Origin of the sequence: Aeromicrobium sp. Leaf291 (assembly GCF_001423365.1) — a bacterium.
GTDB lineage: Bacteria > Actinomycetota > Actinomycetes > Propionibacteriales > Nocardioidaceae > Aeromicrobium.
Genome location: NZ_LMNM01000001.1, coordinates 664,652 through 678,979 on the forward strand (window position 1 = coordinate 664,652; position 14,328 = coordinate 678,979).

Here is a 14,328-nt window from a genome sequence, read left to right on the forward strand (position 1 = left end):
CCGGGCGGCGCCGCCTTGTCCTGTCGGCGTGGTGTGAGTCGTTCGTCATCGATCGCGCGGGACGAGCGGGATCGCGACGAGCGGGAAGAGGGCCACGAGCGCGAACGCCCACCCGTAGCCCAGCCCGGCCACGGTGACCCCGACGACCGGCGGGACGGCCGCGCTCACCAGGTACTGGCCGGTGTTCTGGACGCCCAGCGCCTTGCCCGACCACCACGGCCCGGCCCGCTCGGCCACGGCGGTGAAGGCCAGGCCGTTGTCGGCGACGGTCACGACCGTGGCAACGACGACGAGGACGACGGCCAGGGGCGTCGGCTCGAGCACGCCGAGCGCCAGCATCGTCAGCGCCGCCCCGACCGCGACGATCCGCATGGGTCCCATGCGACTGCCCACCCGGTCGGACCACCAGCCCACCCCGATGCGGCCGGCAGAGCCGAGCAGCTGGGTGGACGCCACGAGCACACCGGCTGCGCCGGCGGCCCAGCCGCGCTCGTCGATGAGCCAGACGAGCATGTAGGTCCACACGGTGAACTGCGGGACGACCAGCAGGGCCGACGCGGCGTGGATGCGCACGAGCGTGACGTCGCCCCGGTAGGGGCTGCCCGTCTCGCCTGCGTCGTCGGCGTCGGCGCGGGACCGTCGTGGTGGATCGACCACCAGCAGGGCGCAGGCCACGAGGACCACCGCGTTGAGAGCGGCGATGCACAGCAGCGTCGTGCGCAGGTCGGTGGCCTGCACCGTCGTCGGAACGAAGACCGCCGCGGCCCCGACCCCGAGCGGGAGCGCGGTCTGGCGCACCCCCATGGCGGTGCCGCGGCGCTCGGCCGGGAACCAGCCCACCACGAGTCGACCGCTGGCGGCGTTGGAGCTGGCCACGCCCACGCCGGCGACGAACCAGCACGCCGCCAGGGCGGGGTAGCCGTCCACGAACGCGGCGGCGACGGTGCCGCCGGTCGTGACCACCAGACCGAGCGTGAGGGTCAGTCGCTCACCCCACCGGTCGACGACGACGCCCCACGCCACGAGCGAGACGGTGGTGCCGAGCAGCGAGGCGGACGCCAGCGCGCCGGCCTGCGGGAGGGGGAGTCCCCGCTCGAGGTGCAGGTAGGGGATGAGGAAGACGGCGGCGTTCGCGGCCACCGTCCCCGACGCCTGCGCGAGCATGCCGACCGCGAGCATCAACCAGCGGTTCGGGGTGGTCACCGGACCATGGTCCGCCCGCGCCGACCGGTGCCGGCAGGGGGGTCAGGCCAGGGCGCCGACGTGGGCGAGGGCCTGCCGGACGAGCATCCCGCGCCCGCCCTCCATCTCGTCGAGGACGGCCGGGTCGAGGGCCTGCTCGGGCGTCATCCAGCTGAGCTCGAGGGCGTCCTGGCGCGGGTTGCACTCACCCGTGACCGGCACGACGTACACGAGCGCCACCGCGTGCTGGCGGGGGTCGTGCAGGGGCGTGACACCCGGCAGCGGGAAGTACTCGGCCACCGTGAACGGCACGATCGACGCCGACAGCTGCGGGAAGGCGGTGGGGCCGAGGTCCTTCTCGAGGTTGCGCAGCAGCGCGTCGCGCACCGACTCGCCGTGGGTGACGCGTCCGGAGACGAAGGTGCGCGTCATGGCCCCGGTGGTGGGTGAACCACGCAGCAGCAGACCCAGGTGCTCGACCTGGCCGTGGGCGTCCACCCGGACGGGGATCCCCTCGACGTAGAGGATCGGCACGCGCGAGCGGGTCTCGTCGAGCGCGATCTCGGAGAGCCAGCCGGGATTGGGGTCAGGGGTGCGGACGGACGCCATGGCCTCATCCTCCCCCACGCGTGGGCGTCAGCCGTGCCGCCCCGGCGGGACGGCCCCTCGTCAGGAGCTCGACGCGGTGGTGGAGGCCGCGATGCTGGCCGTCATCGCGGCGGTCATGGCGGCCTGGGCGTCCTGGATCGCCTTGCGGACGCCCTCGCTGGCCCAGTCGCCGTCGGCGACGACCTTGGCCCGCGCCTTCGCGGCCTTCCTCTCCCGCTTCTCCACCACGAGCCCGAGCTGGTCGGCGGCCAGGAGCAGGCCGACGAGCGGACCCGTGACCTGGTCGGCCGGCTGGTCGTGCAGGAGCACCTGCCGCATCGCGCCGACGAGCTGGTCGCGTCGTGCGACGTCGACGAGCTCGTACCGCTCCAGCCGGATGCCCAGCACGCGGCGCTGCTCGTCCCGCACGAGCCCGTCGGCCTCCAGGGACGCGAGCACGGCCTTGCGCTGCTTCTTGCCCAGGCGGGTCACGATCGCCTTCGGCGCCTGGTGGCCCTTCTGCCAGACGCGCTCGAAGGCGGCCTGCAGGTCGGGATCGTCCACGGGCGTGCGGTCGGCGACGGCCACGCGGGCCTTCCGTCCCGTGCCCACGAGCTCGAGGCGACCGAGCAGCACGAGGTCGATGAGTGCCGCGCCACCGAGCGCGGGCTCGGCGGCCATCGACGGCAGCCGCACCTTGCCCGACTCCGGGTCGAGCGCCACGAGCAGGAGGTCGCGAGCCACGGTCATGCCTCGAGCGTAGGCCGACCTGCGACCGACGTCACCCCGCCCTACGGTCGAGGGATGGACCCGTCGGACGACGCCACCACCCCTGACCACACGGCCCTCGACCCGCGGGCCGTGGCGCTGGCGCAGGACCTGCTGGACGACGCCCGCGAGGGTCGCACCGAGCGGTTGGTGCAGCACGTCGACGCGGGCGTCCCGGTCGAGCTCACCGATGCCTCGGGCAACACGCTGCTCATGCTCGCGGCCTACCACGGTCACGCGGGGACGGTGGCCGCGCTCACCGACCGCGGCGCCGTCGTCGACGCGCTGAACGACCGCGGCCAGAGCCCGCTGGCGGGTGCGGTGTTCAAGGGCGAGGACGCGGTGGTGCGGGTCCTGCTCGAGGCCGGCGCCGATCCGGACGCCGGTCACCCGACGGCCCGCGAGACCGCGGCGATGTTCGGACGCGAGGACCTCCTGGCCTGACCCCGGCTCACGGCCCGGACGGGCTGGGCGCGGTGGCCCGTGGGCGGCTAGGCTGGCACCACCACGACAGGGGAGCGCCGCCGCAGAGGGCGCTGAGAGTGCGGATCAGCCGCAGACCCTTGAACCTGCGCCGGTTAGCACCGGCGAAGGGAGTCACGATGAGTTCTGCATCCACGCGTACACCGACCGAGGGTCGGGCACGTCTGTCCTATCGCACCATCGACCTCGTCACGATCGCGTCGCTCGGTGTCGCGTTCGGGGTCATCTTCTGGGCCTGGGGGAAGCTCTACGGCCTCCTCGACCTGGCCGCGACGATCGGCTACCCGCCGGCCGGCGCGCTGCTCGGCGGCGGCTGGCTCCTCGCCGGGGTCGTCGGCGGGCTGGTCATCCGCAGGCCGGGTGCCGCGTTCGGCACCGAGGTGGTGGCCGCCGCGATCTCGATGTTCGTGCTCGGCGGCACCGAGTGGGGCTTCACCGTCCTGCTCTCGGGCCTCGTGCAGGGCGCCGGCGCCGAGCTGGGCTTCGCCCTCGGTCGCTACCGCCGGTGGGGTCTCGGCGTGGCCGTCCTCGCGGGCGTGCTGTCGGCCGTGTTCGCCTCCGTCTACGAGTGGAACTTCTACTACGTCGACTGGGGCCTCGCCTACAAGGTCGCCCACCTCGGCTTCTTCGCCGTGTCGGGAGCGGTCGTCGCCGGTCTGCTCGGCTGGATGCTCGTCCGCTCGCTCGCGGGCACCGGGGCGCTCGACTCCTTCGGCGCCGGTCGCGACGCCGCCGGAGAGGGCGTGCAGGCCTGACCGCCCTGACCACCACCCGACCCGTCGAGGTCCGCCTCGACGGGTTCGGGTGGCGGCCGGTGGGTCACGCCCGACCCGTCGTGGCCGACCTCGACCTGCACGTCCCAGCGGGCCAGCGGGTGCTGCTCGCGGGCCCGAGCGGCGCCGGGAAGTCGACCCTCCTGCTGGCGCTTGCCGGTGCGCTGGGCGAGTCCGTGCCCGGGGACCTCTCGGGATCGGTCCGCGCCGAGGGCGTGCGGGGGCTCGTGACGCAGCAGCCCGGCGACGCCGTGGTGTCGGCCCGCGTGGGCCGCGACGTCGCCTTCGGGCCCGAGAACCTCGGTCTCGACCACGACGAGACGTGGCGCCGGGTCGACGCGGCGCTCGACGCGGTCGGACTGGCCTACGGTCGTGAGCACCCCACCGACGCGCTCTCCGGGGGAGAGACCCAACGTCTGGCCCTGGCCGGCGCCCTCGCCCTGCGCCCCGGTCTGCTGCTGCTCGACGAGCCGACCTCGATGCTCGACGAGGTCTCGGCCGCCGAGGTCCGACGGGCGGTCACCGACGCCGTGGCGTCGACGGGTGCGACGCTCGTGGTGGTGGAGCACCGCATCGGGCCCTGGCTCGACCTCGTGGACCGGGTGGTCGTCCTCGGCCGTGACGGTGGCGTGCTCGCCGACACGGATCCGAACAGCTTCGTGGCCGCGCACCGTGAGTCCCTCGGCGCGGCCGGGGTCTGGATGCCCGGGCTCGCGACTCCTGTCCCGGTGCTCCCGGACCGGGGGCTGGTGGCGCCGGACGACGACGCGGTGCCGCTCGACGTCGAGCGGCTCACGGTCGAGCTGGTGCGTCGCTCCTGGCGCGGCACCACCCGCACCCGCGCCCTCGACGACGTCGGCCTGCGCCTGGTCGACGGCGCCGCGCACGCCGTCGTCGGTCCGTCGGGGGCGGGCAAGTCCACGCTGCTCGCGGCGTGCGCCGGTCTGCAGGCCCCCACCTCGGGAGCGGTCGAGCGCGCGGGGGAGCCGCTGCACCGGATGCGGTCGTCGGCACTGGCCGCCGTCTCGGGCTGGGTGCCGCAAGTCCCCGAGCACGGCCTGCTCACCACCACGGTGCGCGAGGAGGTCGCCTTCACGGCGGGTCGTCTCGGCCGATCCGTCGACGTCGACGCCGTGCTGGAGCACCTCGGGCTCGGTGCCCATGCGGACAGGAACCCCTACCGGCTCTCCGGTGGTGAGCAGCGACGGCTCGCCCTCGCCGCCGCGCTGGCGCACCGGCCCGGCTCGGTGCTGCTCGACGAGCCGACCGTCGGCCAGGACCGGCTCACCTGGGCGACCGTGGCCGGCTGGTGGCGTGCCGCCGCGGACGCCGGGGCCGTCGCGGCAGCCGCCAGCCACGACGCCGACCTCGTGGCGCTCGCCGACCGGGTCCACCGGCTCGACGGAGGGCGGCTCGCATGACGACCCGGCACACCGTTCCCACCGCTCGACGGTCGCTCCTGCTGCACGTGAACCCGCTGGCGCTCGCCGTGGTGGGCGTCGCTGCCGTGCCCGGGTCGCTCGCCGTGCGGACGCTGCCGATCGCCCTGGTGACCGTGGCGGTCTACGCCGTCGTGCTCCTGCTGGTGGTGCCGTCGGTGCGGTACACGCTGCTGTGCCTGGCACTCGCGGCCTTCGCGGGTCTCACGGTCGCCTACTCCACGTGGCGTCTCGGCGGGCACGGCGAGACGCTGGCCCTCACCGCGGGCCTGCGCATCGTGGTGCTCGCCTGGCCGGGCGCCGTGGTGGCGGTGTTCGTCGACCCGGCCCGGCTCGGCGACCACCTGGCGCAGAACCTCCGGCTGCCGGCGCGGCCCGTGGTGGCGGTGACGTCGGCGCTGCAGCAGGCCGCCGGTCTGCTGGTCACCTGGCAGCAGCTCGTGCGAGCGCGCCGGGCCCGGGGCGCGGGGCCGGCCGGTGGCCCGGTCGCCCGCTCCCGGTACGGCGGCGGCCTGGTCTTCGCCCTGCTCGTCTCCTCGTTGCGCGGTGCGTCACGCCAGTCCATCGCCCTGGACGCGCGCGGCTTCGCGTCGGCCCACGGCCGGTCGTGGGCCGAGCCGGCGCCGTGGACCGGGCTCGACGTGGCCGTCGCGGTCGGGGGAGCCCTGCTCGCCGCCGTCCCGGTGGTGCTCCTCGTGGCGGTCTAGCCAGGACCTGGGTCACGCACTAGGGTGCGAACTAAGCAAGCGCTTAGCCCGACGCCACTTCCGGAGGTACCCCCATGGTCCGCGTGTTCGACAGTCTCGACGCCTTCAAGGCAGCCGCTGGGGAGGAGCTCGGCACCAGCGACTGGGTCACCGTCACCCAGGAGCAGATCAACACGTTCGCCGACGCCACCGGCGACCACCAGTGGATCCACGTCGACCCCGAGCGCGCCGCGTCGGGCCCGTTCGGCGGCACCATCGCGCACGGCTACCTCACGCTCTCGCTGCTGCCGGTCTTCGTCGAGCAGATCTACTCGATCCAGGGCCTGGCGTTCGGCATGAACTACGGCGCCAACAAGGTGCGCTTCCCCGCCCCGGTCCCGGTCGACTCACGGCTGCGGGCCACCGCGACCCTCGTCGAGACCCGCGACATCCCGATCGGCACCCAGGGCATCGTCAACGTGGTCGTCGAGCGCGAGGGCTCCGACAAGCCGGTGTGCATCGCCGAGGTCATCTACGTCATGGCCGGTGCCTGAGATGCACTTCGCCTTCGACGAGACCACCACCGAGCTCATCCAGAAGCTCGAGACCTTCATGGACGAGAAGGTCTACCCCGCCGAGCACGAGGCCGAGCAGCAGATCAAGGCCCTGTACGACGAGGACCGCTGGGACCCGCCGGCCGTGCTCGACGGCCTCAAGGCCGAGGCGCGCGAGCGCGGTCTGTGGAACTTCTTCCTCGCCGGCCACCCGGAGGAGGGCGGCCTGACGAACCTGCAGTACGCCCCGCTCGCGGAGATCACCGGCCGGTCCATCCAGCTGGCTCCGGCGGCCATCAACTGCGCCGCACCCGACACGGGCAACATGGAGGTGCTGACGATGTTCGGCACCGCCGAGCAGAAGGAGCAGTGGCTGAAGCCGCTGCTCGCCGGCGAGATCCGGTCCGCGTTCGCCATGACCGAGCCCGACGTGGCCTCGTCGGACGCCACCAACATCGAGCTGTCGATCGTGCGTGACGGCGACGAGTACGTCATCAACGGCCGCAAGTGGTGGATCACCGGCGCGATGAACCCGAACTGCCAGGTCTTCATCGTCATGGGCAAGACCGACACGTCGGCCGAGCGCCACCGCCAGCAGTCGATGATCCTCGTCCCTCGCGACACCCCCGGGCTCGAGGTCGTGCGCGGCATGCACGTGTTCGGCTTCCACGACCGCGACCACGGCGGCCACGCCGAGCTGAGGTTCACCGACGTCCGCGTGCCCGCCACGAACCTCATCGGCGGCGAGGGCGAGGGCTTCGCCATCGCCCAGGCGCGCCTGGGGCCCGGCCGCATCCACCACTGCATGCGCTCGATCGGCCTGGCCGAGCGTGCGGTCGAGCTCATGTGCGAGCGTGCGCTCAGCCGCACGACCTTCGGCAAGCCGATCGCCCAGCAGGGTGTGGTCCAGGACTGGATCGCCGAGTCGCGCGTCAAGCTGGAGCAGCTGCGCCTGCTGACCCTCAAGACCGCCTGGCTCATGGACACCGTGGGCAACCGCGGCGCCCACAAGGAGATCCAGGCGATCAAGATCGCCACCCCGCAGACGGTGGAGTGGATCCTCGACAAGGCCATCCAGGTGCACGGCGCCGGTGGGCTGAGCCAGGACTTCCCGCTCGCGGAGATGTTCGCCGGGATCCGCACGCTGCGCTTCGCCGACGGACCCGACGAGGTGCACAAGGCCTCGCTCGCCCGCGCCGAGCTGAAGAAGTACGCGGCACGATGAGGCCTGGGCGATGAGGATCGAGGGAGCGTCGGCGGTCGTCACGGGTGCGGCCGGCGGCATCGGTCTGGCCGTCGCGCGGGCCCTGCTCGAGCGGGGTGCGGGCTCGGTCGTGCTGGCCGACCTCGACGGCGACCGGCTCGACGCCGCCGCCGACGCCCTGGCCGACGAGCTCGGTGACCGGGTCCACCGCCGCGCTGCCGACGTGACGAGCGAGATCGGCGTCGACGCGGTGCTGCAGAGCGCCCCGGCGCCGGTCGACCTCTACGTCGCCAACGCGGGCGTGTTCCGCGGCTTCGGCCTCGAGGCCTCCCCGGAGGACTGGGCCGCGTCGTGGGACGTCAACGTCATGGGCCACGTCGCCGCCGCCCGGGCACTGGTGCCCGGGTGGGTCGAGGGCGCGACCGCCGAGAGCGGACCGGCGGGGTGCTTCGTGAGCGTCGCGTCGGCCGCGGGCCTGCTCACCCAGCTGGGCTCGCCGACCTACTCGGTGACCAAGCACGCGGCCGTCGGCTTCGCCGAGTGGCTCGCCGCCACCTACGGCGACCGCGGGGTGCAGGTCACCTGCGCGTGCCCCATGGGTGTGCGCACGGCCATGCTCGAGTCGGGCGAGACGAGCGACGACCCCGACGCGACCCTCGGGATGCGCGCGGTCACGTCGGCCGGCAACGCGCTCGAGCCGGCCGAGGTCGCGGCGACGATCCTCGACGCCGTCGAGGCAGGTCGCTTCCAGGCCCTGCCCCACCCCGACGTCGCCACCATGTGGGCCCAGAAGGCCGCCGACCCCGACCGGTGGATCTCCGGCATGCAGCGCTACCGCCGCCACCTCGAAGCCTGACCCGTCCCAGCGATTCCCATCAGGTGATGGGAATCGCGAGCACACCATGGTTCTCTGCCACTCACCTCGGCGTGCCCGCCGGGGTGAGCAGGTGAGAACCATGGTGGGTGCGTGGCCGGTACCCGCCACCCGTCGAGCCCGAGAGTCGCTCGGTAGGGTCGCGGCCATGAAGATCGGACCCGGCCTCGTGGTGCCCGCCCTCGCCGAGCTCGTGCTGCTCGCCCTCTACGTGACCGACGTGCTGGGCGACGCCGCATGGCCCGACGGCTTCGTCGTGCCCGGTCGCGTGGTCGTGGTCGTCGCCGCCGTCGTCATCGCCGGGATCTGCTACCAGGCGTGGGCGAGCGTGACCTCGCAGCAGCGGACCCCCCTCGTGCACGCCTCGGCCGGCGCGTCGCTGATCGGCGGCGCGGCCCTCGCCTCCGCGGTCACCGCTGCCGAGGCCGGTCGGATCTTCGGCGCCCCCGCGCTGGCCACGCTCGGGACGGCCGCGCTCGTGGCCGCCGTGGTGTGCCACCAGCTGTCGTCGGCACGCCGCTCCCTGTCCTGACCCACGCACGCACGACGACGGGCCCCGACCGCCATGGTCGGGGCCCGTCGTGGTGCGCGTGTCGTGCCGTGCGTCAGACGCCGATCTCGCGGCCGTCCTTGCGCCACACCACGGCCACCGAGGGACGCGGGACCGACGAGCCGCCGTCGGGCCAGTGCGACGCCGGAGCGTCCGCCGACGCGCCGTCCTTCTCGCCCGGGTGCTGCACGCAGACGAGCACGCGGTGCCTCTGCACCACCGGCCCGCAGGTCTCGGCGCCGAGCGGGACGGTGAGGAACTGGCGGGTCAGGCCACGGTCGCGACCCTCCACCGCCACGCCGAACAGCCCGTCGTTCGAGCCGAGCGCGTTGCCGTCCGTGGAGACCCAGAGGTTGCCGTGGCGGTCGAACGTCACGTTGTCCGGGCAGGAGATCGGCGAGACCTGGCTCTTGTCGTAGCCGCCGAAGTACGTGGCCGGGTCGTTCGGGTCGCCGCAGACCAGCAGCAGGGTCCACGCGAACCGGGTGGCACCGCTGTCGTTGCGGTGCTCCGTCAGCTCGAGCACGTGACCGTTCTTGTTGGCGTTGCGCGGGTTGGCCTCGTCGGCACCGGCCTTGCCCGCGGCACCCCGGTTCGAGTTGTTGGTCAGGGCCACGTAGACCTTGCCGCTCACGGGGCTCGGCTCCACGTCCTCGGGGCGGTCCATCTTGGTGGCGCCCGCGACGTCGGCGGCCTGCCGGGTGAACAGCAGCACCTCCTCGGCCGTGAAGCCCTTCACGAACGACTTCGTGCCGCTCACGAGCGGGATCCAGGCGCCGGAGCCGTCGAACTCGCCGTCCTTCGGGAGCGTGCCCGTGCCGTCGATCTGCGACGTGGGGGAGTCGCCGGTCAGCTTCGCGACGTAGAGGGTGCCGTGGTCGAGCAGCGTGTCGTTGTGCCGCTTGGCCGACGCGGACCGCCCCTTCTTCATGCGGTCGCGCGAGACGAACTTGTACAGGTAGTCGAAGCGCTCGTCGTCGCCCATGTAGACGGCGACCCGTCCGTCCTTCGTGATGCGGGGCTGGGCGGCCTCGTGCTTGAACCGGCCCAGGGCGGTGCGCTTGCGCGGGACGGCGCGGGGGTCGTACGGGTCGACCTCGACGATCCAGCCGAAGCGGTTGACCTCGTTGGGCTCCTTCGCGAGGTCGAAGCGGTCGTCGAACTTCTCCCACTGGCGCTCGCTCGCGGTGCCGGCGACGCCGTAGCGGGCGAGCCGCGCCGCGGTCGTCGGGTCGGTCACCGTGGCGGCGTTGGCGAAGTACTGGTTGAAGTTCTCCTCGGCCGTCAGCCACGTGCCCCAAGGCGTGGTGCCGCCGGCGCAGTTGTTGAGGGTGCCGAGCACGGTGCGACCACGCGGGTCGGCCTTCGTGCGGACGAGCGGGTGGCCGGCCACGGGACCGGTGAGCCGGAACTCGGTCTGGGTGTGGAAGCGGCGGTTGAGCTGGTGCCCGACGACCGGCTCCAGCGACCCGTTGCGGGTCTCCCGGACCGCCACCACGGACAGCCCGTGGGCGGCCCACGACGTCTCGACCTGCTCGCGCGTCGGGTTGGCCGGGTCGTAGCCGGGGTACATGAGCTCCTCGCTCGTGTACTCGTGGTTGGCGACCAGCAGCTGCGTGCCGCGCGACAGCGGCAGGAGCGCGAGGAAGTCGTTGTTGAAGCCGAACTGGCGACGCTGGGCCGCAGCGCTCTGCCGGTCGACCGACCAGCGCGGGGAGTCCTTGAACAGCGGGTCGCCCCAGCGGATCACGACGTCCTGGCGGTAGCCGGAGGGGATGGTGATCGCGTCGGCGGTGTTGGGGGCGACGGGGTCGAAGCGCAGGCCGTACGGACCCTTGCCCTTGGGGGCGGGGCCGGGCTTGCCCTTGGGGCCCTTGGTGGCGGGGGCCGTGGGCACGGCGGCGGCCGGCCCTGCGAACGCCGCCGTGGCGGCCGTGGCGGCGCCGATCACGGCACCGGCGCGCAGCACGCCGCGGCGGCTGGCCGCACGAGCCATCACGTCGGCGAACGTCTCGTTGTCCGACGTGTTGGGCGCGTCGTGGGCGCAGGCGTCGCCGCAGCGGTAGCGGCAGGTGAGGGCGGCGCGTCCGGACGCGCAGGGCGCCTCGGGCGGGCAGGTTCCGGCGGCACCCTCGGTGGGGAGGGTCACGACGGGGAGCAAGGGGCGTTCGGGCGTGATCGTCACGGAAGTCCTCCAGAGCGGGGGAGCGTCGGGCCGCCCCCCTTCGACGCCATGACGGTAGGAGCGCCGCCGGACGTCGACGTGGACCCTGGGTGAACAGGAGGTGACGGTACTCAGGGCCCGGGCCCGTGGCCGGGCGGACTACGCTCGATCCCATGGCGATCGAGCTCCGCACCCCCGACCAGGTCGACGAGATGCGTGCGGCCGGGCGCTTCGTCGGCGAGGTCCTCACGGCCCTCGTGGACGCCGCCGACGTGGGGGTCGACCTGCTCGACCTCGACGCGCTCGCGCACCGCATGATCCGCGAGCGTGGAGCCGAGTCCTGCTACATCGACTACGCGCCCTCGTTCGGCCGCGGGCCCTTCGGCAAGGTCGTGTGCACGTCGGTCAACGACGCGGTCCTGCACGGGCTGCCGCACCGCTACCGGCTGCGCGACGGCGACCTGGTCACGTTCGACTTCGCGGTCTCGGTCGACGGCTGGGTCGGTGACTCCGCCGTGAGCGTCGTGGTCGGCGCCCCGCGCGAGGAGGACCTGGCGCTCATCGCCGCCACCGAGGAGGCCCTCGAGGCGGGCATCGGGGCCGCGCGCGCCGGCAACCGGCTGGGTGACATCAGCGCCGCCATCGGCGACGTCGCGCGTTCCCACGGACTCAAGGTCAACACCCAGTTCGGCGGCCACAGCGTCGGCCGCACCATGCACGGCGACCTCCACCTGCCCAACGACGGCCGGGCGGGGCGCGGCGTGAGGCTCGACCCGGGGCTGGTCATCGCGATCGAGCCGTGGTTCCTGCAGACCACCGACGAGATCGTCATGGACCCCGACGGCTGGACCATCCGCAGCGCCGACGGCTCCCGCGGAGCCCACAGCGAGCACACCATCGCGGTCACCGAGGGCGACCCGATCATCCTCACCGCACGCGACTGACGAGGCGCGTCCGGGCTCGCACCGGGGACTGGTGCGTTCGCCCCAGTGCGCCACAAGGCCCTCCGAGCATGTGACTTTGGTCCTACGCTGACGGCGGGAGTGTAGGTCGAGGGAGCTTGGGAGGGCCCCGCGATGCGTCGTGTCGCCATGTCTGTGGGAGCGCTGTTGGTCGCCGCCGTGCTGGTGGCCGTACCGAGGAGCGTGTCGGCGCAGGAGCCGACGATCAGCTCGAGCGGTGACGAGGTCAAGTACACCGACCCCGCGCTGGAGGGGGAGCCCACCGCGACGGTCGAGGGTGTGCTGCGCGAGGTCGTGGTCGAGCGGGCGGAGTCCGACGGCCACGGGGAGGGTGGCCACGCGGGCGCCGAGGTCGGCGAGCCGGTGCTGGTGACCGACGACGGGTCGGTCGTCCCGGTCGACCTCGCGGCCCTCGCGGGCGGTGAGGAGGCGCTGGATGAGCTGGACCTCGCCGGCGCCCCGGTCGTCGCCGAGCTGGTCGAGAGCGCCTCGCTGGAGTCCGCGCTCGACGGCACCGTCACGCAGGCGGTCGACGTGGCCACCGCGGTGTTCGACCGGAGCGAGACCACCGCGACGACCGGCGCCCACCGCGCCTACGTCGCGATCGTGGCCAACAGCGGCAGCGTCGACGCCACGAGCACGATCGAGTCGAGGATCGCCGCGGGACTCACCTGGTGGTCGCAGGAGACCGGGGCGACCTTCTCCCGGGCGGGCACGGTGCGGTACTCCTCCGGCCGCGCCGACCGGTGCGGGTTCGGCGACGTCAGCGGCCTGTGGAGCGAGGCCATGCAGCGGTTCCCGACGGTCGACTTCTCCGCGGCGGGCAACCACCTGGTGGTGGTCGTCGACGACCAGTGCGACGGCACCGGTGTGGGCACGATCGGCGGATCGGTGGCCGACGGCGGACTGGTGACCCTCACGGAGTCCTCGCGCGTCTTCACGCCGACCCTCGTGCACGAGGTCGGTCACAACCTGGGCCTGCGCCACGCCAACCTCGAGTCCGTGGAGTACTGGGACCTCTACAGCCCCATGGGGCTCGCCGTGTCCGGCTCGGGCACGACCGCGCTCGACACCGAGTACCGCGCCCAGCTCGGACTGGCGCGCTCCGGCGAGGTCGAGGTCGTTCCGTCCGGCACGGCGGTCACCCGCACCCTCGCCGCGCGCGGGTCGACCTCCGGCCTGCGAGGTCTGGAGGTCCGCTCCGGCGGCACGAGCCACTGGGTGGAGTGGCGGCCGGCGACGGGCCGCGACGCGTCGAGCTACTACGCCCGCGAGGCGACCGGCTCGGTGTGGGTCAGCGGCACGAGGAAGTACCCCACCGGGGTCACGGTGAGCACCCGGGCCACCGACGGGACCGGCGTGACGTCCTTGCGACCGCGTCTGGACGGGTCGGTGCGCCAGGGCGCGTGGAAGGCCGGACAGTCGTACGTGTCGGGCTCGGTGACGGTCCGCGTCGACGCGATCTCCTCGAGCGCCGCCACCGTCACGGTGGCGAACGGCGTCGCGGCTCCTCCTGCGACCGTCGTGGCCGCGACGCCGCTCGTCTCGGGTGTCGCCAAGGTCGGGTCCCGGCTCACGGGACGGACGGGGACCTGGACGCCGGGCGTCACGTTCGCCTACCAGTGGCGGCTCGATGGTGCGACGGTGACCGGAGCGACGGCGTCGACGTTCGTCCCGGCCGCGTCGCACCGCGGCAAGCGCGTGTCGGTCCGGGTGACCGGGTCGCTCCTCGGGCTGCTCCCGATCTCGCGGACGTCGGCCTCGACGGCTGCGGTGGTCCCGGGGACGCTCACCCACTCGACGCCGAGGATCTCCGGCACCGTGAAGGTGGGCCGCCGACTGTCCGCCCTCCGCGGAACCTGGACGAGCGGAACCACGTTCTCCTACCGCTGGTACGCCAACGGCAAGGCGATCTACCGGGCGACGAGGTCGACCTACGTCCCGACGAGGGGCGTGAAGGGCAAGCGGCTCACCGTCAAGGTGACCGGACGGAAGTCCGGCTACACGACGGTCACGAGGACGTCGGCGCGGACGACCACCGTGAAGTGACGGGGCCGGCGCACCCCGGTGGACGGGCAGGCGAGGACGTCGTCGTCCGGTC

At 73.4% G+C, this 14,328-nt stretch carries 14 protein-coding genes and 1 riboswitch; of the genes, 10 read left to right on the plus strand and 4 right to left on the minus strand.

Annotated elements, in window-relative coordinates; genetic code table 11:
• Positions 1-45: 45 nt before the first annotated feature.
• From ASF35_RS03360 to ASF35_RS03370, 3 genes are read right to left on the minus strand one after another with little or no spacing between them, the layout of a single operon-like run.
• Positions 46-1,203 carry an MFS transporter gene (locus ASF35_RS03360; protein WP_200931715.1) on the minus strand — a complete coding sequence of 386 codons (1,158 nt, stop codon included), beginning with the start codon at positions 1,201-1,203 and terminating at the stop codon, positions 46-48.
• Between the two features lie 42 nt (positions 1,204-1,245).
• Complete coding sequence (locus ASF35_RS03365; protein WP_055962753.1) at positions 1,246-1,791, minus strand: NUDIX hydrolase family protein; 546 nt, start codon at positions 1,789-1,791, stop codon at positions 1,246-1,248.
• Between the two features lie 60 nt (positions 1,792-1,851).
• Positions 1,852-2,520 (minus strand): GPP34 family phosphoprotein, encoded by a 669-nt coding sequence (locus ASF35_RS03370; RefSeq protein ID WP_055962756.1) that lies wholly within the window; start codon positions 2,518-2,520, stop codon positions 1,852-1,854.
• 54 nt (positions 2,521-2,574) lie between these two features.
• Here ASF35_RS03370 and ASF35_RS03375 point away from each other — a divergent pair, with 54 nt between their 5' ends.
• The 8 genes from ASF35_RS03375 to ASF35_RS03410 all read left to right on the plus strand — a co-directional run bounded on the left by ASF35_RS03375 (position 2,575) and on the right by ASF35_RS03410 (position 9,083).
• Positions 2,575-2,982, plus strand: coding sequence for an ankyrin repeat domain-containing protein (locus ASF35_RS03375; RefSeq protein WP_055962759.1), 408 nt, complete (start codon positions 2,575-2,577; stop codon positions 2,980-2,982).
• Positions 2,983-3,040: 58 nt separating this feature from the next.
• Positions 3,041-3,151, plus strand: a riboswitch (TPP riboswitch).
• A complete protein-coding gene (locus ASF35_RS03380) occupies positions 3,141-3,776 on the plus strand; it encodes an ECF transporter S component (RefSeq protein WP_055962763.1) in 636 nt (211 codons plus the stop codon). It overlaps the preceding riboswitch by 11 nt.
• A 59-nt stretch (positions 3,777-3,835) precedes the next feature.
• Positions 3,836-5,215, plus strand: a complete 1,380-nt coding sequence (locus tag ASF35_RS03385; protein ID WP_235499100.1) for an ATP-binding cassette domain-containing protein — start codon at positions 3,836-3,838, stop codon at positions 5,213-5,215.
• Positions 5,212-5,940, plus strand: coding sequence for an energy-coupling factor transporter transmembrane protein EcfT (locus tag ASF35_RS03390; RefSeq protein WP_055962766.1), 729 nt, complete (start codon positions 5,212-5,214; stop codon positions 5,938-5,940). Before ASF35_RS03385 ends, ASF35_RS03390 begins: the two co-directional genes overlap by 4 nt.
• A gap of 74 nt (positions 5,941-6,014) precedes the next feature.
• Positions 6,015-6,473, plus strand: coding sequence for a MaoC family dehydratase (locus ASF35_RS03395; RefSeq protein WP_055962769.1), 459 nt, complete (start codon positions 6,015-6,017; stop codon positions 6,471-6,473).
• Between the two features lies 1 nt (position 6,474).
• Complete coding sequence (locus ASF35_RS03400) at positions 6,475-7,698, plus strand: acyl-CoA dehydrogenase family protein (protein ID WP_055962772.1); 1,224 nt, start codon at positions 6,475-6,477, stop codon at positions 7,696-7,698.
• A 10-nt stretch (positions 7,699-7,708) separates the two neighbouring features.
• Complete coding sequence (locus ASF35_RS03405; RefSeq protein WP_055962777.1) at positions 7,709-8,533, plus strand: SDR family oxidoreductase; 825 nt, start codon at positions 7,709-7,711, stop codon at positions 8,531-8,533.
• Positions 8,534-8,699: 166 nt separating this feature from the next.
• Complete coding sequence (locus tag ASF35_RS03410) at positions 8,700-9,083, plus strand: hypothetical protein (protein ID WP_055962780.1); 384 nt, start codon at positions 8,700-8,702, stop codon at positions 9,081-9,083.
• 73 nt (positions 9,084-9,156) lie between these two features.
• Here ASF35_RS03410 and ASF35_RS03415 read toward each other — a convergent pair whose 3' ends face one another.
• Complete coding sequence (locus tag ASF35_RS03415) at positions 9,157-11,286, minus strand: PhoX family phosphatase (RefSeq protein ID WP_082495346.1); 2,130 nt, start codon at positions 11,284-11,286, stop codon at positions 9,157-9,159.
• Between the two features lie 152 nt (positions 11,287-11,438).
• On the opposite strand from ASF35_RS03415, the gene map reads away from it, so the two are divergent.
• Together map and ASF35_RS03425 are read left to right on the plus strand one after the other, a co-directional pair.
• Positions 11,439-12,209 (plus strand): type I methionyl aminopeptidase, encoded by a 771-nt coding sequence (gene map / locus ASF35_RS03420; RefSeq protein ID WP_055962783.1) that lies wholly within the window; start codon positions 11,439-11,441, stop codon positions 12,207-12,209.
• Between the two features lie 147 nt (positions 12,210-12,356).
• Positions 12,357-14,276, plus strand: coding sequence for a zinc-dependent metalloprotease family protein (locus ASF35_RS03425; RefSeq protein WP_162239298.1), 1,920 nt, complete (start codon positions 12,357-12,359; stop codon positions 14,274-14,276).
• Positions 14,277-14,328: the final 52 nt, after the last annotated feature.

Excerpts from the sequence above, each read along its gene's own strand:
- ASF35_RS03395 (WP_055962769.1), top strand. The coding sequence starts at position 6,015 with ATGGTCCGCGTGTTCGACAGTCTCGACGCCTTCAAGGCAGCCGCTGGG.
- ASF35_RS03365 (WP_055962753.1), bottom strand. The coding sequence starts at position 1,791 with ATGGCGTCCGTCCGCACCCCTGACCCCAATCCCGGCTGGCTCTCCGAG.
- ASF35_RS03380 (WP_055962763.1), top strand. The coding sequence starts at position 3,141 with ATGAGTTCTGCATCCACGCGTACACCGACCGAGGGTCGGGCACGTCTG.
- ASF35_RS03390 (WP_055962766.1), top strand. The coding sequence starts at position 5,212 with ATGACGACCCGGCACACCGTTCCCACCGCTCGACGGTCGCTCCTGCTG.
- ASF35_RS03405 (WP_055962777.1), top strand. The coding sequence starts at position 7,709 with ATGAGGATCGAGGGAGCGTCGGCGGTCGTCACGGGTGCGGCCGGCGGC.
- ASF35_RS03400 (WP_055962772.1), top strand. The coding sequence starts at position 6,475 with ATGCACTTCGCCTTCGACGAGACCACCACCGAGCTCATCCAGAAGCTC.
- ASF35_RS03375 (WP_055962759.1), top strand. The coding sequence starts at position 2,575 with ATGGACCCGTCGGACGACGCCACCACCCCTGACCACACGGCCCTCGAC.
- ASF35_RS03425 (WP_162239298.1), top strand. The coding sequence starts at position 12,357 with ATGTCTGTGGGAGCGCTGTTGGTCGCCGCCGTGCTGGTGGCCGTACCG.
- map (WP_055962783.1), top strand. The coding sequence starts at position 11,439 with ATGGCGATCGAGCTCCGCACCCCCGACCAGGTCGACGAGATGCGTGCG.
- ASF35_RS03410 (WP_055962780.1), top strand. The coding sequence starts at position 8,700 with ATGAAGATCGGACCCGGCCTCGTGGTGCCCGCCCTCGCCGAGCTCGTG.
- ASF35_RS03370 (WP_055962756.1), bottom strand. The coding sequence starts at position 2,520 with ATGACCGTGGCTCGCGACCTCCTGCTCGTGGCGCTCGACCCGGAGTCG.